This window comes from Beijerinckiaceae bacterium, from assembly GCA_004564215.1.
GTDB lineage: Bacteria > Pseudomonadota > Alphaproteobacteria > Rhizobiales > Beijerinckiaceae > Methylocapsa.
Map to the genome: position 1 here is coordinate 559,277 of CP024846.1, position 26,127 is coordinate 585,403.

Here is a 26,127-nt window from a genome sequence, read left to right on the forward strand (position 1 = left end):
CCTTTTTTCAGGCGAGACCCTTCGCATGTGCGAGATCGGACCAGGATAGCCAATTGCAGAACAGACTCGGCCTAGGCTGTCCCACCCGCACGCTGGGCTAGCTTAACGGGGCAATGCACTTGTTCTCAGCCTTTGGGTTTGAGCTTCTGCAAGGCTGCGAAAGGCGAATCTTCTTCTTTTGGCGCATCTGAAAATTCGGCTCCCTGGAAGGAGACGCCGGGCTTACGGGGGTAAAGATCGAGATTCAAAATCAGAAATTCCACGGCCAACGCGCCGAGATCGATGCGCCCGTCAATGATCGGGTCAGCACCGTCCAACTCCACCGCGGACTCGTCGCTTGCATCGCCGCGACGCTTGGCCAGAGCCTCCGCAGGCGCAAAATCGACCGCGAATTCAGCCCGTATTTCGGTGTCGAAAGGCTCGAGACTCACGACACAGGTCTGGGTCACCTGCGCCCGCAGGACCCCATTCACTCTATATCTCGACTGATCTTGCCTAAGCACCAGGAAATCGGCGGCAAGGCTGGCGATCGCCGCAACCCCGGCTTCCTGGGCAACCGCCGCGCATTCCTCTGGCCCGGCATTTATCGCCACTTCGATGCCCGTGTCCGGGACGGTCTCGACCGCGAGCGGACGCGTGAACCCTCCTTGCTCGCGCGGCTCGGCAGCCGCAACGCTCTTGCGGGAGTCTGCTTCGCTTGTTTTCCTCGTTGTCATCGCCACCGCCCCTACGCGAAAGTTAATTCTAAGAAATGGCCGACGGGCGCGGAAAGAGAATCTCGCCCTCGGTGAATGCCTTCAGAGACACATTGGCCAGAGCCTGGTTCGCCGCTTCCACATAAAGGGAGAGCCTGCCCGCATCTTTCTGCCGTGCATAGACATTGCGCGCGAGTGTCGCGGCCAGATCCGGCGGCCCTGCGCGCAAGGCAAGATCATAGACGGCACCGCGCCCCAGAAAGGCTTCGGCAATAGTCTTCATGCGCTTTGGCACGCTTATGTCGCCCACCCCCGCCTCCCGCAACCCCACCTCGAACGAATGAAACACGGCATCCGCCAAGTCCTGGGCGATTTCAGGCGCCGGCGGCGCCATCCGATTGAGCTGCCGCAAGACGAGCACGGCGTGCAAGGTCACCATCTCGAAACGCCCTTCAAAACTGTCCTCGACCCCATATTCCGTGAAAAATATCGGATCGCGGGCCACCGCCACGATCTCGCCGTGAAGCCGGTCGATCAGTTTGCGGTTGGCGGATCGACGAAACAGCCGAAATCCCATGCTACCCCCATAAAAGGCACGCTTACCCGGCACGGCCGATGCCTAAAGTCCGCACGGTCTTGCTTTTCGCTTCGACGGGAGGTAGGCATCGCGCGGCCTCGATGCAAGAGTTGCGACGGCGGAACGCCCCAGGGCAGGTCTCCTGCCAGCGTCGGAGCGATGAGGAGATCGCGCAAACAATTTATTCACGCAATTTGTGGAATGGTCTTGCGCCTCAGCATCTTGTCGGCCGAACAGAGGTCTGCGGCGCACGGAATGCTCGACCAGAGGGCTCGGAGAATGGGGTTTGAGATGATCGCACCACGCGAAGCACGGCGCCACATAAGATTTGCGTTGGCGGCGGCCCTTGCGCTGGGGCTGGGCGGTTGCCTTGGCTATGACGGTCAAGTCGTACATGGCTATCAGCTCAACCCGAAATTGATCGAACAGGTCAAGGTCGGCTCCTCTGCGGAGCAGATCCTGGTCTTGATGGGAACACCCACGACGACCTCCACCATCGGTGGCGACGCCTGGTACTATATTACTCAGGTCACCGATCGAAGCGTCCAGTTCATGCAGCCGCGCCTGATCGACCAGCGGGTCTTTGCCGTGTATTTCACCAAGGACAAGAAAGTCGAGCGCGTCGCCAATTATGGCATGGAGGACGGCAAGCTGGTTGACTTCGTCTCCCGTACAACGCCGACCGCCGGTGCGGAATCGACCTTCCTCAAGGGCATGTTCATCAACCTGCTGCACTTCTAGAGCATGTTCCGAAAAAGTTGACCGACTTTTTCGATCAGAACATGCTCCAACCCGTTGAACTTGAGCGATTCCTTTTCGATCAATTGATTGCATCTGATCGGGAAGCGCTCTAGGGATCGTGCCTCTCACTGCATTCGCATGAACCCTTGCGACTGCAATGATCGAACTCAGCGCCCGCGCCGCGCCTCGAGGTGAGCTCCAAACTGGAGCATACTCAGCCGCGAACGCGAGATCGGTTGATCGCTCAATGAGCGAGGAAGGCAAGCAACAGAAGCGCGACGATGTTGGTGATCTTAATCGCCGGGTTCACGGCCGGACCCGCGGTGTCCTTATAGGGATCGCCGACAGTGTCGCCCGTCACCGAGGCCTTATGCGCTTCGCCGCCCTTAAAATGTTTCACGCCGTCCTTGTCGACAAAACCATCCTCGAAGCTCTTCTTGGCATTGTCCCAGGCGCCGCCGCCGGAGGTCATTGAAATGGCCACAAACAGGCCGTTGACGATCACACCGAGGAGCGAGGCCCCCAGCGCGGCGAAAGCGGACGCCTTGGAACCCGACACCAACAGCGCGCCAAAATAGACCACGAGCGGGGCGAGCACCGGCAACAGCGACGGCACGATCATTTCCCGGATCGCCGCCTTTGTCAGCATGTCCACGGCCCGGCCGTAATCGGGGCGGTCGGTCCCCTGCATGATCCCCGGCTTCTCGCGGAACTGGCGGCGCACTTCCTCGACCACCGAGCCGGCCGCCCGGCCGACCGCCGTCATCGCAATGCCGGCAAAGAGGTAAGGAATCATCCCGCCAAAAATCAGCCCCGCCACCACATAGGGATTCGAGATGTCGAAGGAGACCGTGCCCATCCCCTTAAAATAGGGAAACAGGTCGGAGTTGGCGGCAAAATAGTCAAGGTCGTGGCTGTAGGCGTTGAACAACACCAAGGCGCCGAGTCCGGCGGAGCCGATCGCATAGCCCTTGGTGACCGCCTTGGTGGTATTGCCGACAGCATCGAGCGCATCGGTGACGCGCCGAACGTCCTTGGGCAAGCCCGCCATCTCGGCAATGCCGCCGGCATTATCCGTCACGGGTCCAAACGCATCGAGCGCGACGATCATTCCCGCGAGGCCCAACATCGTCGTCACGGCGATGGCGGTCCCGAACAGGCCGGCGAGCTGACTTGTCGCGATGATGCCGCCGATGATGACAAGCGCCGGCAGCGCCGTCGATTCGAGCGAGACGGCAAGGCCCTGGATGACATTGGTCCCATGTCCCGTGACCGAGGATTGTGCGATCGATACGACGGGGCGCTTTCCGGTGCCTGTGTAATATTCGGTGATAACCACGATAAGCCCGGTAACGAGAAGACCGACGAGGCCGCAGATAAACAGATGCGAGCCTTGAATGGCCGTGCCATTCGCCGTGCCGATCGTGCCCCAACCGACGGTGAGCCAGGTGGCGAGCGCAAGGCCCCCGATGGATAAGACACCGGCTGCGGTCAGGCCCTTGTAAAGGGCGCCCATGATTGAATTGCTGGCACCGAGCTTGACGAAATAGGTGCCGGCGATCGAAGTCACAATGCAAGCCGCGCAGATCGTCAAAGGATACAGCATCGCGGCATAAAGAACCGGCTGGCTGGCGAAGAAGATTGCCGCCAACACCATGGTCGCGACGACCGTCACCGCATAGGTCTCGAAAAGGTCGGCTGCCATACCGGCGCAATCGCCAACATTGTCACCGACATTGTCGGCGATTGTCGCCGGATTGCGAGGATCGTCCTCGGGGATCCCGGCTTCGACCTTGCCCACGAGGTCGGCGCCCACATCGGCGCCCTTGGTGAAAATACCGCCGCCAAGACGTGCGAAGATCGAGATCAACGAGGCGCCAAAACCGAGGGCAACAAGCGCGTCAATGGTTTCGCGGCTGTTGGGTGCGTGGCCGAGCGGACCGGTCAGAATATAGAAATAAACCGCGACTCCGAGAAGCGCGAGGCCGGCCACCAACATTCCCGTGACGGCACCCGCCTTGAACGAAATATCGAGGCCGGCACCGAGCGAGGTCATGGAAGCCTGAGCCGTGCGTACATTGGCGCGGACCGAAACATTCATGCCGATGAAGCCGGCTGCGCCCGACAGAATGGCGCCGATCAAAAACCCGACCGCAATCGTCCAGGAAAGGAAAAAACCAAAGGCGACGAAAATCACCGCGCCGACAATTGCGATCGTGGCATATTGTCGTTTCAAATAGGCTTGGGCACCTTCCGCGATCGCTCCGGCGATTTCCTGCATCCGTGCCGAACCGGGATCAGCGGCCAAAAGCTTCAACGACGTCACCACGCCGTAGACGATCGACAGAAGCCCTGCCAAAATCACCAGCCAAATGGAATTCATGTTCCCACCTTACCTAATTGTTCGATTGTTCGAAGCTTTGACGAGACAGAGGGCGCGTCCCTTTATCCGGAGCTATACAGAAACCGCATCGCCATGCAATTGCCGCTTGCCAGCTCCCAACCCGCGAATGGCGACTAACCGTTAAAAATGCCGGAAGGAAGGCTGTGCAAAGACGAGAGCCCGGCCTTCCTTGTCCCGGAAATTGGGCGGGGCAAGGCCCGGCTTGGCCACACCAATGGCGCGAACCGAGAGGCCCGCTGACGAGGCAAGGGCCTCGAAACCTCCACCTTGCAAAGGAGGAATTGAGCAAAGGATTTCATAGTCATCACCGCCGGTCAGAATCGTCTCGACGAGAGAAGGCGTTTTTTCCAAAATATCCGCCGCCGCCGCCGACAGCGGAACGTCGGCGGTCATGACCTCGATCGTCATTCCGGTCAAGCGCAGCATTTTCGAAAGATCGCCGACGAGACCGTCCGAGACATCCATGGCCGCGTGCGCATGGGCGCGAAGAGCCGAGCGCAAAGCGAGGCGAGGCTGCGGCAGAAGGTAGCGGCTCGCGAGATAGGCGGCCGCCTGCGGATCGACCGCGCGGGTCCATTCCGCGCCCGATGCTCCATCTTGGCGGAATTTCAACCCCAGGGCGGCATCGCCGATCGTTCCGGTGACATAAATGAGATCGTCGGCGGCCACACCACCCCGCAAGATCATTCGATCTGCCGGCACCGTTCCGAAAGCGGTGATGGAAATGGCCAGCGGCCCGGGAATTCGTGTCGTGTCGCCCCCGAGCAGCGGACATTTGTAGCTGGCCGCATCCTCGCCGAGGCCTTGGGCAAAGCCGGCAAGCCAGTCCTCGGTCCAATCCTCGGGCAAGGCAAGGCAAAGGAGAAATCCGCAGGGCTCCGCTCCCTTGGCTGCGAGATCGGAGAGATTTACCCGCAAAGCTTTGCGCGCCACGGCACCCGGCGGATCTTCGGGAAAGAAGTGGACCCCGGACACCACCATATCCTTGGTGACAACGATATCGACCCCCGGCTTTTGGACGAGCACGGCCGCATCGTCGCGCAAACCAAATGAGCCCGGCCCGGCCAGCGGCGCGAAATAGGTTGCGATCAATTCATCTTCGGAAGGGCGTCGCATGCGGCTAATTGGGGGAAGTTTGTTCAAATTCGTCCGCCCGCAGGCGGCGTGCCATGCCATCCAGCACGGCATTGATCATCCCGGCTTCTTCAGGGCCAAAAAAGGCGCCGGCAACATCGACATATTCCTTGATCGAAACGCGCGCCGGAATATCCTTTCGTTGCTGCAATTCATAGGCTCCGGCGCGTAAAATGGCGCGCATGACCGCGTCGATCCGCGCCAGCGGCCAGCCTGTTGCGAGAGTCGTGTTGACCAGCCTGTCGATCGGACCCTGGCTTGAGATCACGCCCCTCAGAATATCGCGAAAGAACGCGATTTCCGCCTCCTTATATTGTTCGCCTTCGATTTCATTGCCGATCCAGAAGGATTCGAATTCGGCGCAAGTCTCCTTCAGGCCCTTTTCGGTGACCTCCATTTGATAAAGAGCCTGGACCGCGGCGAGGCGTGCGGCGGAACGTTGATCGACATTGGCCATCAAAGCGCTTTCGGTTCGAGCGGCGGGAGCGCTCCATTGAGTGTCTTTTTCGCGTTTCTCAGCGCTGCGGGCACAGATCTCGGCAGAAGGATGGTTCTAGAGCATGTTCCGAAAAAGTTGACCGACTTTTTCGATTAGAACATGCTCCAACTCGTTGAACTTGAGCGTTTCCTTTTCGATCAGATGATTCCATCTGATCGGGAAGCGCTCTAGGCGCCGCCGATTTCAACCTTAAGCCGATGCAGCGAAAGCGCGGCCCGCGCCGCATCGCCACCTTTGTCACCCTGTTTGGAATCAGCCCGGATCAAAGCCTGCGCCTCGTTCTCAACCGTCAAGATGCCGTTGCCCAAGGCCAGTTTCCGCGCCATCGCAAGCTCTATAAGGGCGCGCGCGCTCTCACTTGCGACGATTTCGAAATGATAGGTCTCGCCCCGGATGACGCACCCAAGGGCGATTGCTCCTTGATAGGCTCGATCCAACGCCTGCGCGCGGTCGAGCGCGATGGCCATGGCTAGGGGGATTTCGAGCGCGCCAGGGACGCTGATGATGTCAAAATTGGCCCCGGCCGAGGCAAATGCGGCTTTTGCACCTTCGAGCAGGAAAGCCGAAATATCTTGGTAAAAGCGTGCCTCGACAATCAGGAACCTCGCACCTTTCGCGAACGAGTCGGGAGAGGCCGAAGAACGGCGCGGCAATGCCATGAAGTGCACTCGAGTGGGTGATGCGCGGAAGCGTAGCCTTCGAGTAACAACCAAATTCGCTTCCGGCAAGCCCACCTCCGCGGAGGACCAACCACGGCGATCTCAAATTGCGAGCGGTTTCGCGCGCGGCCCTTGTTTTCGCCTCGGAGCGAGGGTGCGCAAGGCTGCAAGCTCCACATTGCCTGCGCACCAGCCGGGCCGCTCTGCTGGACCGGCTGGTCCTTTCAGCTATACCGGCCCGTGTCAGGCGCGATAGCCATGCTTAAGTTTGGTGGACCGAATAAGCGCGCGCGCCTCGCCGTCGCGGCCAGCCGCGCATGCATTGGCAGCGGCGACAAGCTCGGTCTCAATCTGATCATAGACGGACCGGTTGACGTTTCCGGTGCCCACATCGGCATCAAGCACCGTCTGATAGCGCGTGAGATCCGTGGTGCAGGCAGCACCATCGGGCAATTTCGGCCAGTCCGGGCGGGCCGGACCTTGAGGTGCCACCGCCGCTACAGGCGCGGAAGGACTATTTGTTTGATTACAGCCGCACAGCAAGAGGGCGGTGATCAGAAGCCCTGTCGAAAGGGATGCGTTGCTGGACATGGATCCGAACCTGGACATTTTTCGCATTGCAAACTCCGCGGGGAGCCACTGATCTGGATTTTCAGCGGCGCTGTCCGCATGTGTCAAGCACATCTGCAACGAAAGATCACCCATCAAATTGGTGAATTTTTCGCAGGCAAGACGAATATAAACAATGATTTTCGGCAGCGCTTGCCATCGATTGCGCGGGACCCGGCCGTTTAAGCCGCAACTCTTGGACGGTCGGTCGGCCGCAGGCGTGTGTCCGGATAGTCAAGCGGATTGAGAAGGCGCTTCGTCACGTCCGCCCAGCTAAGATACTCGGTTCCTTTATGTTTTCCCTGGCGCATGGCGGCCAGAATAGCCCTCCGGATCGACGCCTTGTCGCCGGGCTCATAACCAAATCGATAAGGCCGATCCCCCGCCACGAAACTCGGGCAGACGGCGGGCACTCCGAGGAAATCATATTGCAATAATTTCATCGAGGTATCCGCCAGATACTCGGCGTGGTCGTTGCGCCGGTAGGGAGCGATACAGAATTTCGCATGCTTGATAAATTTCACGGTCTCGGCGTGTTTCATTTCCCCATAATTCTGGATATTCGCGCGCGCCAGGGCGCTGCCCGTCTTGCCCGCCCCGATGACGTGGAATTGCACTTCGGGAAACTGATCCGCCGCCAGCACGAAGAAGCTCTCATCGAACAGCATCGAGCCAACGGAAACCGCGTGGGTACCTCTTTCAAATGGCGATTCATGAACTTGGTCGCGGAGGCGGACGTCGACGCCGTGAGGGATGAAGTAAACCGGAACGTCCGAGCGAAATTTGCTGGCAAGCGCCCGGGAGGGAAGCCGCACCCAGTCAAGACATCCGGCGAGCCGGTCAAGTTCCGATTGCAAATAGGTGGAACAGCTGATCGCACTGAGGTCGTCCGAAGCGTTGTAAATCAAGCGGGCGAGCGGATTAATTTTTCGGATCAGTTCGATAAAAAGGACGCTCAGCCCCGATTCCAAAATGACGGTCCCCGCCTCACCGATCCACCGCAAGGCAACCTCGGGAAGGCGCGTGCGATAAAGATCGAAATGCGCGCGCTCCAGCCAGCGAAGCGAACGACTTCCTATGTTGCTAGGGTGAATGAAGGTTTTCCATAAGAAACATTCGATGTCGCTTTCGCAGCACACGCGATTGGCCTCGGAAGCCAGCTCGCAGCGAGAATCCCCCTTGAGGAGCGAGAGATTGCTGAAGCCAATGGAAAGAAAGCGAACCGACTGGGTGTTGGCCAATTCCTTGGCGATGAAATGAATATTAGCCTTGCGGCGGCTTCGAAAATCATGCCCGGAAATGATAAGGATTTTTCCGCCCATCGAGTCCTGCAAAAGTCGACTGACATCTGCTAAATATAATCATTTATTATAGCGTGGTCAACTGCTGCTGGTTCGGATACGTCTTAAGGTCTTCATAGTTGAATGGTTTCGTTGTGAGGACAGACACGGGTTTCCGTGTTGGGGGGCGAGCGAGGCCGGCTGGGGTTTCGTGGGACAGGACACGCCCTCGCTTGACAGCGAGTTTCCATCCAGTTACTCGACCCCCTAAGGGCGCACATCCATTGAGGAAGCAGGACTGATTTTGCAGCGATTCCCTTTGAAAATCGCCGTAGGAATCGCAACCGCTGGCCGCCGCTCCATATTGGCGGAAACCCTGGTTGAATTGGCACGCCAGACGCGCCTTCCCGATATTTTGATTGTCTGTCCGGCGGCGGAAGCCGATTTCGACGCCACTTTGACGGCACAATTGCCCTACCCGCTTCGGGTGGTCGAAGGGCCGCGCGGCTTGCCCGCGCAGCGCAATGCCATTTTGGGCGTCGCCCAGGACTTCGATGTCATCATGTTCTTTGACGACGATTTCCTGCCTCTGCCGTCTTACCTCGACGAGCTGGAACGCTGTTTTGCGGCGTATCCGACGATTGTCGCCGCAACGGGCCATGTCATCGCCGATGGAATCACGGGACCTGGAATCGATGTCGCCACCGCAAGGGAGGCTCTGGCATCGTTCAAGCCCGTAGCAGGAGATCAGCCGTTAACGGATCGCTATAGCGCCTATGGCTGCAACATGGCCTTGCGTCTCGCCCCAATCCACGCCCATGCTTTGCGCTTCGATGAGGATTTGCCGCTGTATGGCTGGGCCGAGGATGTGGATTTTTGCCGGCGGCTTGCCCCCTATGGCCGCATCGTCAAGAACCCACGGATGATTGGCGTGCATCTTGGCGTCAAAGGCGGCCGCACATCTGGAGTGAGATTCGGCTATTCGCAAATCGCCAACCCCTATTATCTCTGGCGCAAGGGCACCGTCCGCCCCAGCGGCGCGTTAGGTCAGGCCACGCGCAACCTGCTTGCCAATTTCAGCAGATCCTTTCGGCCCGAGCCCTGGATCGACCGGCGCGGCCGCGCGCTTGGCAATGCGCTCGGCCTCCTGGATCTCATTCGTGGCCGCCTTCATCCAAGACGAATTTTCGACCTCAAATAGCGATCACGGAAAATATCCCGATCGATTTGCCTAACCGATGGCAAATTTCGTATGGTGCCAAGGTAGCAAGGTGGCGGGATGTCATCCAATCCGACCTTGCATCGATAGAAACAATCGTAGCGAGACAGGTTTCCAATTGGTGGTCCCTTTGCAGGCCGACAACGCCATCGACCCGAACAATGGAAAAACCCTGGTCTCGCTTGTGGTGTCCACCTGTGGGCGCACAACAACCCTCGAGGATCTGTTTAAGAGCCTCGACCTGCAAACCCATAAGAATTTTGAAGTGATCATCGTCGATCAAAACGACGATGATCGGCTGGACTCCCTTTTTAAGCGGAGCAAATGGCCATTCCCCTTATGGCACATCCATACGCCTGCCGAACGCGGCCTCAGTCGCGGACGCAATGTCGGCTGGAAAAAGGCGCAGGGGTCCGTTGTCCTTTTTCCTGACGACGATTGCTGGTATCCGTCCTGGTTCATTTCGCACGCTCTCGACCTTCTCGCGGCCACAGGCTCGGATCTCGTTTCGGGACGGGCCGCGGATCAGGATGGAAACAGCATTAACGGTCGTTATGAAACCAAAGCTCAGGCTATTGACCGGGCCAATGTCTGGACCACCGGAATCGAATGGACGATCGTCTTCAAGCGTTCGACCCTGGTCGCGGTCGACGGGTTCGATCCAGAAATCGGCATCGGTGCGTCAACCCCCTGGCAATCTTGCGAGGGGCAAGATATCGTCCTTCGAGCCTTGGCAAGGGGCCTAAAAGCCTATTTCGATCCGTCGCTTTATGGCTATCATGCCAAATTCGCCGTCGAAAAAGAAGCAAACAGCACGGGAAAGGGTCGCCGGTACGGTCGCGGGCTGGGTTATGTGCTTCGCCGACATGGGTACGGGCTTTGGTCTGCGCTGAATTGGATCGCTCGTCCCGCAGTCAAGTCCGCTTTGTCTTTGGCCGAGGGAAAACTTTCAGCTTTTCAATACTATCGAAATACAGCGATCGGGCGATTCGAAGGCTGGAGCGGCCGGCTCTTAGGGTGACTTTTAACACCCCGCAATCCTGCTATTTTTGGCTCCTGGCCTTAGTCCTCAAGCTCAAAAGCAGGGTTACGGCGTGCAACGCAACCTAACGATCGACGGCCGGTTCCTGACGCAGGCCCGTACCGGGGTGCAAAGATACGCCCGCGAGATCGTCGCTGAGCTGGATGCCCAGCTCCAAAACGAACCCCTGCGATCGTCGCTCTCCGCAAGACTCGTCAAACCCTCCGGGCCCGCGAACCCTCTCGAACTGGCTGTCATCGACACCCAGACATCAGGCGTGCCGATCGGGGGAGCTCTGTGGACGCAACTTGTCCTGCCGTGGCTGACGCGCGGCGTGCTGCTAAGCCTTGCCAACGTCGGGCCGCTGACCGTCGCCGAACAAATCCTGTGTATCCACGACGCCAACATTTGTCTGACGCCCGAAACTTACAGCGGTTTTTTCCGGCTCTATTACAAGACGGTCTTACCGATCCTCGCCAGACGAGCCGCTCATGTCGTGACGGTTTCGAATTTCTCGGCCCGCATGTTGGACGAATTTGGCCTTTGCCCTTTCGGAAAGATTACCGTCATTCCGAATGGACACGAACACGTCAAGCGTTGGCGTCCTGAACGCTCTGCTTACGCTTCACCGTCGTCATATCGTCGTCCGTTTGTTTTTGTGCTGGGAAGCCAAGCCCGGCACAAAAACGTGAAGATCCTTTTTTCCATCGCCAAGGAGCTTGACGATTTGGGCCTCGATCTTCTTGCCGCCGGGGGAACATACAAACATTTTTCCGCGATCGACGGGGAAAAAGTCCCGTCCAATGTGCGGATGCTGGGCTTTGTTTCGGATGACGATCTCGCGGCCCTTTATCAAAACGCGTTCTGTTTTGCCTTTCCCTCGCTGACGGAAGGTTTTGGGCTGCCGGCCCTTGAAGCCCTGGCTTTCGGATGTCCGGTCCTCGCGTCCGGCTGCGCGAGTTTGCCGGAAGTCTGCGGCAATGCTGCGCTTTACGCCGATCCAAATGCGCCGCGCGCCTGGCTCGATCAGGTCCGGCGTCTGCACGCGGACCCGAACTTGGCCGCAACCTTGCGCGCCGAAGGACCGCCCCGAGCTAAGCAATTCTCCTGGAGCAAAAGCGCGGGGCTGTATCTCGATTTGATTCGGTCAACATTGCGGCAAACGGATTGATCGCATCGATTTGAAGGTGTCGGTTGGAGGAACCGCAGACTATAAAAAACCAAAGTGACGTGATATATATTTTCAGCTGTCAGAATAGAACAGCCCGTTTGGGGCATTGCTCCTTGAAGCGGGCGGCGGCATATCCAATTGAGGTGAATACTGGGCGGTCGCCAGACGTTCATCCAGTTTTGGCATTTTCAACCGCGAGCGAGGTGTCAACAGGGCCGGTAAGGCGGACTTTCAAACCTTTTTCGATAATGATTATGCGAGAACATGCAATAATACTTAAAAGTTTGACGTGAGCCTCCGCACGGATCCCTGTGTGCGCTTGACTATGCTGAACATCACTGTGGGGTTTGGCGAAACGAAAGTTTAAAGAGCGGCGATGAACCGAATGTTGAAGGTGGATAAGCGTCTCCTTTCGAACGAAATGAGCCCAAATGCGGGGGGGCCTCCGGAATTGGGCCCGCGTAATTTCTATATGCGGATCATTCGCCACCAGCTTCCCATCATGCTGGTGTTTTTCATTTTGTGCATGTCCCTCGGCGTTATCTATCTATTCGTCACGAAGCCGACCTATGTCGCTACCGCCTCGATGATGATCGACACCAGAAAAGCGCAGTTGCTTGACCCGCAGGCCAAGGGCGGGGAGCCGACCGTGGACGTCGGGATGGTGCAGACCCAAATCGAACTGTTGAAATCCCAGAATGTCAGCCGTGCGGTCGTCAAGGAACTGCATCTGATGGACGATCCGGAATTTGCCGGCGGCCGTCCCGGATTTATCGGCTCTCTCACGGCCAAGTTTTGGGGCTTGTTCTCGACCCCCGGGCCACCGCCGACAGAATCGCAGCGCATGCTGAGCGTCCTCGCGGTATTCCAGGGCAAGCGGACCGTGACTCGCGTCGGACAAAGCTATGTCATGGAAATTAGCGTTCAGTCGACCAATGCCGAAAAGGCAGCGCGAATCGCCAACGCTATCGCGAACGCCTATATCGACGACCAGCTCGAGGCCAAATATGAAGCGACGCGGCGCGCAAGCGTCTGGCTGCAGGACCGCTTGAAGGAACTCAGCGCCCAAGTCGCCGCTCAGCAACAGGCTGTTGTGAATTTCCGCGAGAAAAACAACATCATCGATACCGGCGGCCGGCTGATGAATGATCAGCAGCTTTCGGAGGTCAACAGCCAGCTCATTCTGTCCCAAGCCGCAACCGCCGAAGCCAAAGCCCGCTATGACCGGATTCAGGAAGTTCTGAAACAGGAGGTGCCGGACGCGTCCATTGCGGATGCCCTGAACAATCAGATCATCATCAAATTGCGCGGCGAATATCTGGAAATGGCCTCCCGTGTATCGATCTGGACGCAGAAATACGGCGCGGAACATTTATCGGTCTTGGCCCAGCGCACCCAGATGCGCGAGGTTCTCCGCTCGATCAGGGACGAAATGGGAAAGATCGAGCAAAGCTACAAAAGCGAATACCAGATCGCCCTTGCTCGCGAACAGAGCCTGCGCACCAGCCTCGGCAAGGCGGTATCGCAATCCCAGATTACCAATCAGGCGCAAGTTCAGCTCCGGGAGCTCGAAAGCAACGCTCAAACCTCGCGGTCTTTGCACGACAATTTCCTGCAGCGTTACATGGAAGCCGTTCAGCAGCAGTCCTTCCCGATCACCGAGGCTCGGCTGATCGGGCCTGCCGAAACGCCTTTGTCGAAAAGCTTTCCCAAGACCTCGCTGATCCTTTTGATCACTGCGGCCGCCGGCTTGGCGGTGAGCTTCGGGATCGCGGCCGTGCGGGAGATGATGGACCGGGTTTTCCGTTCGAGCGATCAGGTCGAGGAAGAACTGCAGCTCAACTGCCTGGCGATGCTGCCCCGGCTGAAGGCGCCGGCCATATCCGACGCCGAAGACCTCGATAGCCCGCCGCCACCGCCCCTCCTCGGTCCTGGGCCATTGCGCATTCGGTCGCACCCTCTGCTCGATCAAGTTCTGGATGAACCTTTTTCGCAGTTCAGCGAAGCTTTGCGCACTGTGAAGGTTGCGAGCGACATCAGTGGGATTTTGAAATCCAAACGCGTCATGGGGGTGATCTCCACCGTCCCTGGCGAAGGTAAAACCACGATCTGCGCCAATTATGCGCAACTCATCGCCCATGGGGGAAGCCGCGCGATCTTAATTGACGCCGACCTGCGCAATCCGAGCCTGTCGCGCCAATTGGCCTACGACGGACCGGGGCTGATCGACGTTCTCGCGGGTTGGAAAACGGTTGACGAGGTGTTGTTGGTCAATCCGCGCAGCGGGTTGCGGATGCTCCCCTCGGGCCAAACGTCAAATCTGCCCCATACAAACGAGCTGCTTGCATCCGACGCGATGAAGAAGCTCATCATGACGCTGCAGGACACCTATGATTATATCATCGCCGACTTGCCGCCGCTTATTCCGGTCGTCGACGCGCGCGCTTCCACCAGCTTCGTCGACTCCTATCTTTATGTTGTGGAATGGGGCGCCACCAAGATCGATCTGGTCAAACACGGTCTATCCGGCGCACCGGAGCTGTACGAACGTCTTCTCGGCGTCATCCTGAACAAGGTCGACATGACCTCGATCGGACGGTATGAGCGCTATCGAAACAATTATTATTACGAAAAATATCACGCTCGATACACCAATCCGGACCGGCCGCAATCCAGTGTTCCAAAAAGCTCGGTAGGGGCGCAACGTTAGGTCTTCAGGCGAAATCACAAACCGCCGCCCTTACCGAATGGAAAAATTCCCCCGATGAGCTGCGCCAAGATCATGCTGATCCGCCACGGGGAGAGGCCCAGCGCGGATAAAACTGTCCGCGGCGTAAATCTGGAAGGCTTCAAGGATAAGGAAGAACTGACGGTGCGGGGTTGGCAACGCGCCGGCGCACTTGTTCGTTTTTTCGCGCCTTTTGAAGATCGCTTCGCGCACCCGGCCCTCGAACGGCCGACCAGTCTTTTTGCCTGCAAGGCAGGCCCCGAAGACCCGAGCTTGCGCCCCCAGCATACTTTATTGCCGCTCGCGGAATTTCTCAAAAGCGAGCTGAATTGCGACTATTACGCGGGCGAAGAGGACAAACTTGTCCAAAAAGTTCTCCGGGTGCCCGGCCCTGTGCTGATCGTATGGAAGCACCTGACCATGCATGTCATCGCCAATTTAATTCTTGGCAACACAACGGACGCGCCACAATATTGGCCTTTCGAGCGTGTTGATCTCGTCTGGGTTTTCGAAAGGCAGGGGAAAACCTGGAGCTTCAGGCAGGTGCCGCAACTTCTCCTTGCGGGTGATCGGGCAGATGTGGTCGTCTGAGCGAAAGCTTTACTGCGAGCACAGCGAGCGGCTATGAGCATCATTGTCGCCGGAGCGAACAGCATGCAGCCAAAGAAAAGCGTAAAACATCGCTTCGAGCGCATTGCCTTTCTTTCGTCCGGCACGCCGGAAGCAAATACCGCTCAGGCCCAATTCATCGCCCGATATGGAACGGTTGACCCCGAGGACGCCGATGTTGTGGTCGCGCTTGGCGGCGATGGTCTCATGCTGCAAACCTTGCATCGGTTCATGGGAAAAAACAAACCGATCTATGGAATGAAGCTCGGTTCCGTTGGTTTCCTCATGAATGAGTTTCACGGCCCCGACCTGCAAAAGCGACTCGACGAAGCCGAAGCTTCCATCGTGCATCCTCTCTTGATGGAAGCCACCGACATCCAGGGCGAAACCGTCACGGCAAGGGCGATCAACGAGGTCTCAATTTTGCGCCAGGCCTATCAGGCCGCAAAAATGCGGATCTCCATCGATGGCAAGGTCAGGCTCGATGAACTCGTCGCGGATGGGTTGCTGGTTGCCACCCCGGTCGGTTCGACGGCCTATAATCTCTCGGCCTACGGCCCGATTCTACCGCTCGACGCAACACTCATGCCCTTGACGCCGATCGCGGCGTTCCGGCCACGCCGCTGGCGTGGCGCGCTCTTACCCGACAAGGCACATGTCACGATCGATATTCTCGAAGCTGACAAGCGCCCCGTCGCCGCGGTTGCCGATCATTTCGAACGGAAAAATGTCGTGAAGGTCATTGTCGCGATGGATCATGCGACGGATCTCGTGCTTCTCCACGATCCGGGCCATTCGCTGTATGAACGGATCTTGCGCGAACAGTTCGGATATTGAGCGGATGAGCGACGATATTTTCATCCGCAGCCGCCAGATCGTGGCCCGGGGATTTGGAGTGCTGGAAAGAATGGTCGTCGAACGCAAGCGCTTCGACGGAGGCATGCAAACCAGCAATCTTGAAGTTTATGACTCCGGCGATGGCGTCGCAATCTTGCTCTATGATCCGCAGCGCTCGCGGGTCGTCCTTGTTCGCCAGTTTCGCGGGCCGGCCTATTTGCGGGGACGGCATGAAAGCCTCATCGAGGTATGCGCCGGCAGGCTCGAAGGCGAGGACCCCGAAAGCCGGATCGTCAAGGAAGTCGAAGAAGAAACCGGAATCATCGTGCGAAAGCCGGTCCGCCTTTTCGAGGCCTTTATGAGCCCAGGATGTTTTTGTGAGAAAATTATTTTCTTTGTTGCGCCCTACGCGTTGACGGATAAAACCGCCAAGGGCGGGGGCCTCGACGATGAAGATATCGAAATCTTGGAGCCAACCTTCGGCGAGGCGTTGGCAATGATCGACACGGGCATGATCATCGATGCCAAAACGATCATGCTCTTGCATTATGCCAAATTCGCTGGGCTCATGGCTGAGCGATAAGAAAATCAAGGTGCAGGCGGGATCGATGAGCGACAAAGTCCAAGCTGATCCGCAACGGCACCCACGGGGCGGCCTTTTCTACGAGGATTTTGTCGTAGGCATATTGGTCGAACATCGCCTGACGAAGACCGTCACGCAAATGGACAATATGCTGTTTTCCAACATGACCCTCAATCCGCAGCCGCTGCATATCGATGCCCATTTTTGCGCAACCGAAACCGAATGGAAGCGCCCCCTCATAAATTCTCTCTTCACGCTCGGTTTGATGATCGGAATTTCGGTCAATGACCTCTCGCTCGGCACCACCATTGCCAATCTCGGGATGACCGAGGTGAAATTCCCATCGCCCTTGTTCGAGGGCGATACTTTGCACGTTACCAGTGAAATCATGAGCAAGCGCTTGTCGAAATCGCGGCCCGACGCCGGGATTGTCGAATTCCTCCATCGAGCCTATCAGCAGGAGGGCAAGCTTGTCGCGGAATGCCGGCGTCAGGCCTTTATGAAAAAGCGGATTTCCTAAGTCAGCCGGGGGCTTCATGCGGTCGCAGCTTTTCATTCCAGCCGACAGCGAGAAAAAGCTAGCCAAAGGTCTTGTGAGCGGCGCCGACTGTTTGATTCTCGATCTTGAGGATTCGGTTGCCCCCGAAGCGAAACATAAAGCCCGGGAACAGGCGTTTGTGTTTCTCGTCGATGCCTTGCCGAGATGCCCGCGCCCGCGCCTTTACGTGCGTGTGAATGGGCTGACGTCCGGCCAGACCGAGGCCGACCTCGAGGTCGTGATGCAAGCGCCGCCGGACGGGATTCTTTTGCCCAAATGCCTCAATGGCGCGGCAATTCAGCATCTTGGCGCGATGCTCGCGGTCAAGGAGGCGGAACATGATCTCGTCGATGGTACCACGCGAATCATGGCGATCATTACCGAGACACCGGCGTCGATCTTCAACATGGGCACCTATGCCGGCGCGAGCCAGCGCCTCGAAGGGCTCACGTGGGGCATAGAGGACCTCGCTGCTTCGCTCGGCGCGGAGACAAATCGAGACGGCGATGGCGGTTATACCTTTCCCTATAGGCTGGCGCGCAGCCTGGCCCTCTTTGCGGCAGCCTCCGCCGAAGTGCTGCCGATCGACGCGGTGTATGGAAATTTTCGCGACCTGACCAGACTACGCCTCGAATGCGAGGAAGCGAAACGCGACGGTTTTACCGGCAAAATGGCGATCCATCCGGCACAGATCGAGATCATCAACGAGGTTTTCACGCCCTCGCCGGAATCGATCGCCAAGGCGCGTGCGATCGTCGCGGCGTTCGAGGCCGAACCGCAGGCGGGCGTTATCGGTTTCGAGGGCGAGATGCTCGATGTGCCACATCTTGCAAAAGCGCGGCGGCTTTTGGCGAGCGTTGGAGAGAAGTAGTCAACCCGAGGCTGCGAGCACCTGCTCGTTTCCGACGCTACAAACTTACCACGGCACCCGTTTTTTCCGATTTGCGCTTAATTTTTTTTTAAGCGTTTTGAGAAATAGTTTCCAAACTCCCACGCGAACGATTGGAAACCACATGTATTTCTCACTCGGACAGGCCGCCAAGGAGGCGGGGGTCGCCAAATCCACAATCTCGAAGGCCTTATCTTCCGGCAAGTTGTCTTACCGGGAAAAAAATCCGGAGGGGTACAAGATCGATCCGGCCGAACTTTTCCGCGTGTTTCCAAGAACGACCAAAACCGATGCGGACGAAACCTCGTCGAACGATTGGAAACCGGGCAAAAATGGCAGCGAAACCATCCCCTATTCGGCGAAATTCGAAATTCAGCTCGCTGGGTTGAAAAGCCTTCTCGAGGAAAAGGATCGCCGCATCTCCGATCTCGAAGCCGACCGCGTGCATCTACGCGAAGACCGCCACCGGCTGACTCAGAATTGGCAGGAGGAACGTGTCCGGCTTTTAAAACTGCTCGAGGATCAATCTGGCACCGTAAAACTTCTGACCGACGAACGCGCCAAAGAGGAGACCGAAGCGGCCCGTACGTTCTGGCAAAAGGTTTTTGGCCGCAAGGCCGCGGTAGCTGCGTAAGGCTCACGAGGCCTTGAGATTAAAACGATTTTTTTGGGAGCATGCCCCGCGCAACGGGTCATGCTCCAATCTTTGTTTTCCATAAACAGGTCGGGAAGCCGGTTTCCGGCTCCGCGAATAAATTTAGTACCGGGTCACGATATCGGCGAGCATGGGCCGCGCCCGGTCCTCCCGCGGATCATCGGCCCGACCGATGTAAATAAAACCAGCGATTTTTTCGTTGTCCCGGACGCCCAACCGGCCAAGAACCGCGCGGTCATAAGCATACCATTCGGTGAGCCAGATCGAGGCAAAGCCCTGCGCATTGGCCGCGACCATCAGATTCATGCACACCGCGCCGGCCGACAGGACTTGTTCCCACTCCGGGATTTTTTGGTGCGGCGCAGTACAAGAAATTACACCTATGACGAGCGGCGCCAGGCAGAAGCGCTTTTTCTCCACCTCAATGCGCTGTGCGTCCTCGCCGGGATGGGCCTCGGCATAAACATCTGCGAGAACCTCGCCGGCGCGCGCGCGGGCCTCGCCCTCGAAGACAATGAAACGCCAAGGGATAAGTTTACCGTGATCGGGGACACGGGCAGCCAGCCCCAGGAGAATTTCTAATTCCTGCGGGGAAGGACCGGGGCCGGACATCATGGCCGGAGGCGCCGAGCGCCTTGTCCGGAGAAGTGTGATTGTGTCATTCATGGAAGGTTCATGCTTTCCTGTTTAAGGACGACCTTGCCCGGCATGTTCGATGTCCATCAGATGGCAAAATTTAAGTCGTTTCGCAACAATAGACCTCATGGCCACGCGGCTCACCCGTCATGCACGCAAGGAAAAAGCCGGCTCGGAACTCTTGGTGTTTCTTGCCACGAAAACGTCAATTTACAGCCCGATCACATTCCTGTACGCCGTAACGTGGCGATCTCTACCTTGACTATTTCCATCCAAGCCTTTCAAGCCGATAGGGCCGCCTTGCTTCACAGGACAATTCCCCGGTTTCCATTGGGCCTTGCCACGGACTGGCCCGCTAGCCGACAGGCTTGGCGTGCCACATCGCCTGCGATCGATTCGAGCCTGCCGAGCTAGCCCGCATCGAAACCTCCGCCGCAAACCTCGCCACCCGGATCTTTTAATGTCGCTTTTGGACACATCTTCCGCACCGCCCAGCATCGGTCTTGCGCGACGCGGGTTTAGTCCATTCGAGGCGACCCACACAATTTCCACCCCTGCTTGGACAAGGGGCGCAAATTTTCTTGCTATCTTGAGCGTTATTATCTTTTTTGGCCTCGCCATTGGTTCATGGCTCCACATCAACGCCGTCGTGCCATGGGATTCGAAAAATCATTTTTATGCGATGTTCCGTTTCCTTGGTGATGCTTTGCACAATGGCGAGATTCCGCTTTGGAATCCCTATCATTTCGCCGGCCACCCCGCGATCGCTGATCCGCAGTCCCTGATTTTCACGCCGACCATGCTGCTATTCGCGCTCGTCGCGCCGAATGCCTCGATGCAGCTGTTCGATACAGTCATTCTCGCGCATCTTTTTGCCGGCGGCCTTTGTGTTCTTGGTCTGTTGCGCCGCTGGCGCTGGCATCCCGCCGGCGCGGTTCTCGCGGCCATTCTCTTCATGCTAGGGGGCGCCGCGTCTTCGCGGCTTCAGCATACCGGCATCATTATTTCCTATTCCTTTTTTCCAGCGGCCTTGTGGTGCCTCGATATTGCACTTGAGCGGCGGTCCTACCGATTTGCTATGGCGTTCGGCATTTTCGGATCCCTGATGGCGCTTGGGCGCGATCAGGTGGCCTTTCTGCTGTGTACGGTTCTGATCGGTTATCTAGTCTTTGCCGCGATCCAATCCGGAAGCCCGTGGATCTATCTGCGGGCACGCATCGGGATTCTCTTGACAAGCGCCGCCGTCGTCCTTGCGATCTTGATCGTCCCGGCGCTTCTCACCATGCAATTTCTGGCCGATTCCAACCGCCCGGGCTTTCCGTTTGGGGTCGCGGCGGTGGGGTCTCTGGCGCCGGTCAATCTCATCACGCTATTTGCTCCAAATTTCTTCGGCTCGCTCGATCATCTCTATGATTATTGGGGACCGGACTACGACACCATGCCGCGCGCCGACTGGACCGACCGCGCCGTCAATTATCTGTTCATCGGCACTCTGCCGTTTCTGCTCGTCGCTTGGCATGGGCTCGGAGCCGGCCGTTTGTTGGCGCGACGCGGCCGGTTCTTTCTCATTTTGCTCGCTCTTTCGCTTGCTTACGCGCTGGGGCGCTACACGCCGTTTTTTGCTCTGGCCTTTGACCGGATCCCCGGCGTTTCGCTTTATCGCAGGCCCGCGGACGCGACTTTTCTCGTCAATATCGCGCTTGCCTTTTTGGTTGGCTTCCTGATCCATCGCTATGTCGAGGAGGGGTTGCCGAAGCCGTTTGCCACGCTGCCGAAATGGCTTGCCTTCACGCTTGCCGCCGCAACAACGTTCGCCCTCGCTTTGCTGATCGGGAGCGGTCTTGCGTTTTCCTGGCGGGAAGGTCAGCTCGTGAATTCCCTCATCGAGTTGGGCGTCGCTGCCGCGCTTGCGATTGTCGGAACCCTGATTTTATACGGACTTGGATCGCCACGAAGGCGGGCTTTAGCGGCAAGCTTGTTCGTGCTTTTGAGCGGCGGTGAAATTCTTTGGCGCAACGCCGCCTCACCGCTGAACGCCGAGCCCATCGACCGCTACAGCCTCTATGCGGGCACAAAGCCGAGCGAAGCCGCCGGTATCGAGCTTTTGCGCCATGAAGTCGCGGCGCGGATGCAAGAGGGAGATCGGCCCCGCATCGAAATCCTGGGCCTCAAAGGGCCCTGGCAGAATGCGTCGATGGTGCTGAAGCTGGAAGATTCCCTGGGCTACAATCCGTTACGCATAGACGATTATGAACGCGCGGTGGGGCCCGGCCAAGATGCCGAAGATTTCACCTTGCGCCGCTATCCAGACACGTTTCGCGGCTATAATTGCCGACTGGCGCGTTTGCTCGGCCTTGAATATCTGATCCTCGATCGCCCTTTGCGAAAGCTGCCGCGCCACATTCCAGTACCAAGGGCCCGGGCCATCTATTCAAGTGAATCAATGTACATCTACAAACTCGGCAAACCTGCGCCGAGGGCCTATTTCGCGTCGACGGTGAAGCCGATCGACAATGAAGAGGTTCTCGATGAGCATGTCATGCCGGAGTTCGATTGGTCGAAGGAGGTTTTGATCGACAAGTCAAGCATGGCCGATCTGCATGCCGGTCCTTATCCGCAAGCCGATCGGAAAGCGACTGAGGGCATCAGCCAAGACAATGAGAAGAGCGTGGCCCCCGGTGCCGACACTATGCCAAGCGTCGCACAAAGCGCCTCGAAGGCCGCGATCGTCAGATATTCCGATAGCGCGGTTGACATCGATGTCGACTCTGAGAATCCAGGCATCGTCGTGCTCCACGATCTTTTCTATCCGGGCTGGGAAGTGCGCGTCGACGGGCGCGCGGAGCCGGTCCTTCGGGCCAATATTCTCTTTCGAGGTGTCGAGGTTCCGGCCGGACATCACCACGTCGAATTCTCATTCCATCCGCTGTCATGGAGTAATCTTTCGGTGGCGATGCACAATGTCTTGCATCGGAAGGGGGACTGAGGTTTGAAGCGTAGCCCATTCGCGCAGGAGATAATCCAGCCCGCCTCCCGGAGGGGCAGCTTGCGGGCGCGCTATGTGGCATTGGCTCTTTGCCTTCTGTCCTGCCCGGCATGGGCGCAATCGCCCGAAACCGGAAGCTCCGGCCTTCCTCCCTTACGTTTGCCGGGAAACCACGCGGCTCCGCCCGCGCCGCCAGCCGAGACGGCGCATGGTGCCCTCCAGCTGACCGCGCTTTTTGTGGCCTCCGACCCGCAGCCGGTCCGCGAGGGCTTGCAATGGCGGGTATTCGAAGACGCCGCGGGACAGGACGGAAAACATAGGCTGGTTGCGCAATCTTCGGACGCAATGGCCAATCTGCCGCTACCCGATGGGAATTTTATCGTTCATGCCGCCTTGGGCCTCGCAGGCGCGACCAAGCGCGTGACCATCAATGGCGCGTTGTTGCACGAAACCCTGGTGCTCAATGCCGGTGCCTTGCGGATCGCCGGGCAGCTTGGCGAGACGCCGATCAATCCAGCCAAGCAATCCATCTCAATCTATGTGCCGGAGACCGGCAATTCGGAAGCAAAATTGGTCGTGGCAAATGCCAAGGCCGGCGACACGATCGGTCTGCCCGAAGGAAATTATCATATCGTATCGACATTGCTCGATGCGGCGAGCAACGGATCGTCAAGCCCGACGAATTCGGTCATCAGCGCCGACCTCCGCGTTCAGGCCGGCAAGTTGACGGACGCAACCCTGCGCCATCGCGCCGCCACCATGACCCTGAAACTGGTGAATGGCCTGGGCGGCGAGGCCCTCGCCAACACGGCGTTCACGGTCCTGACCCCCGGTGGCGACGTCATCCGCGAAATGATCGGCGCGTTCCCGTCGGCGACCCTCGCGGAAGGCGAATATGTCGCCATTGCGCGGCACGACAACAAAACCTATCAAACGACTTTTAAGGTCGTCTCGGCACTCGACCGGGACGTCGAAGTCGTTGCCCAGGAAGCTCCGTCAAGCGCAACACCGTAAGCGCGCGGGTTGGCGTCCAATCTAACGCGACTTGCCAAGGAACGCAGTGAAGGCCGCGCGAGCTTCCTCGGAACGAACCGCGAGGTAAAATAGCCGCACTTCTTCTTCGATCCTCTCTTCTATGTCCTTGAGGTCGCCGCGCAAGAGGCGGCGCGTGGCAGCAAGCGCCGCGCGAGGTTTGGCGGCCAGTTGCCCTGCCCTCTTGATCGCAAAGGCCCGCAGCTCACTCGCGGGGACGATAGCGTTGACAAGCCCCAGCCGCAGCGCATCTTCCGCGCCGTAGGGCTCGCAAAGAGCCAGGAATTCGGCCGCCTTTGCCATGCCGACCCTGCGAGGAAGGAGCAATGAGGACGCCGCTTCCGGCACAACGCCCAGATCGACGAAAGGCATCCGAAACACAGCCGCCGGGGCGGCATAAACAAGATCGCAATGCAGGGTCATGGTGGCGCCAATGCCGATCGCCAGACCTTCGATCGCCGCGATCAGCGGAGTTTCACAAGCGGCGAGCACCTTGATGAAGGTGAAGGCGGGAAATTCTTCCGATCCGCCGGTTGCGTCAAGAAAATCGCCAATATCATTGCCGGCCGTGAACATTCCGCCGGCGCCCGAAAATACCACGGCTCCGATCGATGGATCGGATTGGGCTTGGCGCAAGGCCTCGGTCGCAGCCTTGTACATCGCTCCGGTCAGCGCGTTCTTTTTTTCCGGCCGGTCGAAGATCACGCACAAGACTGCGCCTTCGCGTTCGATCTTGAGATGAGTGGTTTCCGGTGGCAATCGCGGCTCCCGTTCGCAAGCGCGTGAACTGAATAGAGACTACCGGTTTGGGCTCGATGGCCGGCGGCCCTTATTGGCGAAGCAAGAGCCCGCCTGCGTGAACAGAGCTCGCGCCCCGGGTCACGTCGCGTTCGAGGCCGCCCGCACCGATCGCGATGTTCTCGGCAAAGAAGCGTGCGGTGGCGATTCGCGCTGCCAAGGCGGGATCGCTGTTGCCCGATTGAGCCAGCCGATGCGCGGCAAGCGCGCCTTTCGCCAGCGCCGTGCCGCCGCGCGCGTAAGCGAACAGCCGCAGATAGGGCGTGGCGCCGGCCAGCGCATCGTTGGGACGCGTCTTGGCCGCATCCTGCATGAACGTCGTGGCGCGCTCGAGGGCCTCCACGGCGTCGGCCAGGCATGGTTCCATTTCACCGATGCTGTCGGCATTGGTGTTTCGCAGGAGATCGAGAGCCGCATGCATGTCGGCGATCTCGCGGGCAACGGCGGCGCCCCCCGAAAGACCCAATTTCCGCTGCACCAGGTCGATCGCTTGAATGCCATTGGTGCCTTCGTAAATGGCGGCAATCCTTGCATCGCGCAGATATTGCGCGGCGCCCGTCTCCTCAATGAAGCCCATGCCGCCGTGAACTTGAATCCCGAGCGAGGCGACTTCGCTGCCAATGTCGGTCGAAAAAGCCTTGGCGACCGGCGTGAGCAGCGAAGCCCGCTCGGCTGCTTGGGCACGGGCGGTGTCGTTGTGCTCCCGCTTGGAGCGATCGATCGCATCGGCCGTCATGAGGCAGATCGTACGCGCGGCCGCAGTCAGGGCCTTCATCGTCATCAGCATGCGGGCGACATCGGGATGATGGACAATCGGGCTCATCGCCTCGGTTCTGTCCCCATCGGCGTGCCCTTGGCGTCTCTCTTTTGCGTAAGCCAGGGCCTGTTGGAAAGCTCGCTCGGCGATCCCGACGCCTTGCACCCCGACATTCAATCTGGCGCTGTTCATCATCGTGAACATGCAGGCGAGTCCCTTATGCTCTTCTCCGACGAGAAAGCCTCTTGCGCCGCCATGATCGCCATAGACCATGGTGCAGGTTGGCGATGCATGAATGCCAAGCTTGTGTTCCAACGAAGTGCAATAGACGTCGTTGCGCTCGCCCAGCGAACCATCGGGATTGGCAAAAAATTTAGGGACAAGAAAAAGCGAAATGCCCCGCGTACCGGCGGGCGCATCCGGCAAGCGCGCGAGCACGAAATGAAGGATGTTTTCCGTCATGTCGTGCTCGCCATAGGTAATGTAAATCTTGGAGCCGAACAGTTTATAAGTTCCGTCCGCCTGCCGTTCCGCCCTGGCGCGCAGCGCGCTAAGGTCGGAGCCAGCCTGCGGCTCGGTGAGATTCATCGTGCCGGTCCATTCCCCCGAGACGAGCTTTTCAAGATAAAGCTGCTTCAACGCCTCGGTCGCGTGCGATTGCAGCGCCTCGATGGCGCCAAGGGTGAGCAGCGGGCAAAGGCTGAATGCCATGTTCGCGGCATTCCAAATTTCATTGCAGGCCGTATTGAGAAGCAGCGGCAGCCCCATGCCGCCATATTCGGTGGGAGCGGTGATCGCATTCCATCCGCCCGCCGCCCATTGCCGGTAGGCGTCGGCGAAGCCCGGCGCCGCGACAACTTTGCCGGCATCAAACTTGGCTCCCTGGACGTCCCCAGTCCGGTTCAGCGGCGCAAGGATGTTTTCGGCGAATTTGGCGGCTTCCGCCAGGGTTGCCTCGGCAAACCCATCGCCAAGATCGGCATGAACGGAATCTTCGAAGCCCTTTCCCGACCCGGCCTCGTGGTTCATGGCAAAAAGAATGTCGGCAACCGGCGCACGATAGCTCATCG

The 26,127-nt window shown here is 58.4% G+C and carries 24 protein-coding genes; 13 read left to right on the forward strand and 11 right to left on the reverse strand.

Going from position 1 to position 26,127, the window contains the following annotated elements:
• Nucleotides 1-125: 125 nt before the first annotated feature.
• Both CU048_02660 and CU048_02665 read right to left on the reverse strand, forming a co-directional pair.
• On the reverse strand, nucleotides 126-716 hold the full coding sequence (locus tag CU048_02660; protein ID QBR70357.1) for a metal-binding protein: 591 nt from the start codon (nucleotides 714-716) through the stop codon (nucleotides 126-128).
• 28 nt (nucleotides 717-744) lie between these two features.
• Nucleotides 745-1,272 carry a ubiquinol-cytochrome c chaperone gene (locus CU048_02665; GenBank protein QBR70358.1) on the reverse strand — a complete coding sequence of 176 codons (528 nt, stop codon included), beginning with the start codon at nucleotides 1,270-1,272 and terminating at the stop codon, nucleotides 745-747.
• Nucleotides 1,273-1,551: 279 nt separating this feature from the next.
• On the opposite strand from CU048_02665, the gene CU048_02670 reads away from it, so the two are divergent.
• Nucleotides 1,552-2,013, forward strand: coding sequence for an outer membrane protein assembly factor BamE (locus CU048_02670; protein ID QBR72607.1), 462 nt, complete (start codon nucleotides 1,552-1,554; stop codon nucleotides 2,011-2,013).
• Nucleotides 2,014-2,257: 244 nt separating this feature from the next.
• On the opposite strand, the gene hppA is transcribed toward CU048_02670, so the two are convergent.
• The 6 genes from hppA to CU048_02700 all read right to left on the reverse strand — a co-directional run bounded on the left by hppA (nucleotide 2,258) and on the right by CU048_02700 (nucleotide 8,640).
• Nucleotides 2,258-4,396, reverse strand: a complete 2,139-nt coding sequence (gene hppA / locus CU048_02675) for a sodium-translocating pyrophosphatase (GenBank protein ID QBR70359.1) — start codon at nucleotides 4,394-4,396, stop codon at nucleotides 2,258-2,260.
• A 141-nt stretch (nucleotides 4,397-4,537) separates the two neighbouring features.
• A complete protein-coding gene (thiL, locus tag CU048_02680; protein QBR70360.1) occupies nucleotides 4,538-5,533 on the reverse strand; it encodes a thiamine-phosphate kinase in 996 nt (331 codons plus the stop codon).
• Nucleotides 5,534-5,537: 4 nt separating this feature from the next.
• Nucleotides 5,538-6,008: a transcription antitermination factor NusB gene (locus tag CU048_02685; protein QBR70361.1), complete on the reverse strand. Its 471-nt coding sequence runs from the start codon at nucleotides 6,006-6,008 to the stop codon at nucleotides 5,538-5,540.
• 209 nt (nucleotides 6,009-6,217) lie between these two features.
• Nucleotides 6,218-6,709 (reverse strand): 6,7-dimethyl-8-ribityllumazine synthase, encoded by a 492-nt coding sequence (locus CU048_02690; GenBank protein ID QBR70362.1) that lies wholly within the window; start codon nucleotides 6,707-6,709, stop codon nucleotides 6,218-6,220.
• Between the two features lie 243 nt (nucleotides 6,710-6,952).
• Nucleotides 6,953-7,300, reverse strand: coding sequence for a hypothetical protein (locus CU048_02695; protein ID QBR70363.1), 348 nt, complete (start codon nucleotides 7,298-7,300; stop codon nucleotides 6,953-6,955).
• A 200-nt stretch (nucleotides 7,301-7,500) separates the two neighbouring features.
• Nucleotides 7,501-8,640 (reverse strand): UDP-glucuronate--glycolipid 2-beta-glucuronosyltransferase, encoded by a 1,140-nt coding sequence (locus CU048_02700; GenBank protein ID QBR70364.1) that lies wholly within the window; start codon nucleotides 8,638-8,640, stop codon nucleotides 7,501-7,503.
• A 277-nt stretch (nucleotides 8,641-8,917) separates the two neighbouring features.
• Here CU048_02700 and CU048_02705 point away from each other — a divergent pair, with 277 nt between their 5' ends.
• The 10 genes from CU048_02705 (at nucleotide 8,918) to CU048_02750 (ending at nucleotide 18,827) form a co-directional block, all read left to right on the forward strand.
• Nucleotides 8,918-9,799: a hypothetical protein gene (locus CU048_02705; GenBank protein ID QBR70365.1), complete on the forward strand. Its 882-nt coding sequence runs from the start codon at nucleotides 8,918-8,920 to the stop codon at nucleotides 9,797-9,799.
• A gap of 37 nt (nucleotides 9,800-9,836) precedes the next feature.
• Nucleotides 9,837-10,838: a glycosyltransferase family 2 protein gene (locus tag CU048_02710; protein ID QBR70366.1), complete on the forward strand. Its 1,002-nt coding sequence runs from the start codon at nucleotides 9,837-9,839 to the stop codon at nucleotides 10,836-10,838.
• Nucleotides 10,839-10,866: 28 nt separating this feature from the next.
• A complete protein-coding gene (locus CU048_02715; GenBank protein ID QBR70367.1) occupies nucleotides 10,867-12,009 on the forward strand; it encodes a glycosyltransferase family 1 protein in 1,143 nt (380 codons plus the stop codon).
• Between the two features lie 385 nt (nucleotides 12,010-12,394).
• Nucleotides 12,395-14,719: an exopolysaccharide biosynthesis protein gene (locus CU048_02720; protein ID QBR70368.1), complete on the forward strand. Its 2,325-nt coding sequence runs from the start codon at nucleotides 12,395-12,397 to the stop codon at nucleotides 14,717-14,719.
• A 54-nt stretch (nucleotides 14,720-14,773) separates the two neighbouring features.
• Nucleotides 14,774-15,328: a histidine phosphatase family protein gene (locus CU048_02725; GenBank protein QBR70369.1), complete on the forward strand. Its 555-nt coding sequence runs from the start codon at nucleotides 14,774-14,776 to the stop codon at nucleotides 15,326-15,328.
• A gap of 33 nt (nucleotides 15,329-15,361) precedes the next feature.
• On the forward strand, nucleotides 15,362-16,183 hold the full coding sequence (locus CU048_02730) for an NAD kinase (protein QBR70370.1): 822 nt from the start codon (nucleotides 15,362-15,364) through the stop codon (nucleotides 16,181-16,183).
• Nucleotides 16,184-16,187: 4 nt separating this feature from the next.
• The gene (locus CU048_02735; protein ID QBR70371.1) at nucleotides 16,188-16,766 is read left to right on the forward strand and encodes a GDP-mannose pyrophosphatase; all 579 of its coding nucleotides are present in this window, start codon (nucleotides 16,188-16,190) and stop codon (nucleotides 16,764-16,766) included.
• 25 nt (nucleotides 16,767-16,791) lie between these two features.
• Nucleotides 16,792-17,286 carry a dehydratase gene (locus tag CU048_02740; protein QBR72608.1) on the forward strand — a complete coding sequence of 165 codons (495 nt, stop codon included), beginning with the start codon at nucleotides 16,792-16,794 and terminating at the stop codon, nucleotides 17,284-17,286.
• Nucleotides 17,287-17,302: 16 nt separating this feature from the next.
• Nucleotides 17,303-18,175 carry a CoA ester lyase gene (locus CU048_02745; protein QBR70372.1) on the forward strand — a complete coding sequence of 291 codons (873 nt, stop codon included), beginning with the start codon at nucleotides 17,303-17,305 and terminating at the stop codon, nucleotides 18,173-18,175.
• A 142-nt stretch (nucleotides 18,176-18,317) separates the two neighbouring features.
• Nucleotides 18,318-18,827 carry a hypothetical protein gene (locus CU048_02750; protein ID QBR70373.1) on the forward strand — a complete coding sequence of 170 codons (510 nt, stop codon included), beginning with the start codon at nucleotides 18,318-18,320 and terminating at the stop codon, nucleotides 18,825-18,827.
• 123 nt (nucleotides 18,828-18,950) lie between these two features.
• Here CU048_02750 and CU048_02755 read toward each other — a convergent pair whose 3' ends face one another.
• Nucleotides 18,951-19,514, reverse strand: a complete 564-nt coding sequence (locus CU048_02755) for a nitroreductase (GenBank protein ID QBR70374.1) — start codon at nucleotides 19,512-19,514, stop codon at nucleotides 18,951-18,953.
• 514 nt (nucleotides 19,515-20,028) lie between these two features.
• Here CU048_02755 and CU048_02760 point away from each other — a divergent pair.
• Both CU048_02760 and CU048_02765 read left to right on the forward strand, forming a co-directional pair.
• Nucleotides 20,029-22,470 carry a hypothetical protein gene (locus CU048_02760; protein ID QBR72609.1) on the forward strand — a complete coding sequence of 814 codons (2,442 nt, stop codon included), beginning with the start codon at nucleotides 20,029-20,031 and terminating at the stop codon, nucleotides 22,468-22,470.
• Between the two features lie 30 nt (nucleotides 22,471-22,500).
• Nucleotides 22,501-23,484: a hypothetical protein gene (locus tag CU048_02765; GenBank protein ID QBR72610.1), complete on the forward strand. Its 984-nt coding sequence runs from the start codon at nucleotides 22,501-22,503 to the stop codon at nucleotides 23,482-23,484.
• 21 nt (nucleotides 23,485-23,505) lie between these two features.
• Here the strand turns inward: CU048_02765 and CU048_02770 are convergent, their stop codons facing one another.
• Together CU048_02770 and CU048_02775 are read right to left on the reverse strand one after the other, a co-directional pair.
• Complete coding sequence (locus tag CU048_02770; protein ID QBR70375.1) at nucleotides 23,506-24,261, reverse strand: enoyl-CoA hydratase; 756 nt, start codon at nucleotides 24,259-24,261, stop codon at nucleotides 23,506-23,508.
• A 70-nt stretch (nucleotides 24,262-24,331) separates the two neighbouring features.
• A complete protein-coding gene (locus CU048_02775) occupies nucleotides 24,332-26,125 on the reverse strand; it encodes an acyl-CoA dehydrogenase (GenBank protein ID QBR70376.1) in 1,794 nt (597 codons plus the stop codon).
• Nucleotides 26,126-26,127: the final 2 nt, after the last annotated feature.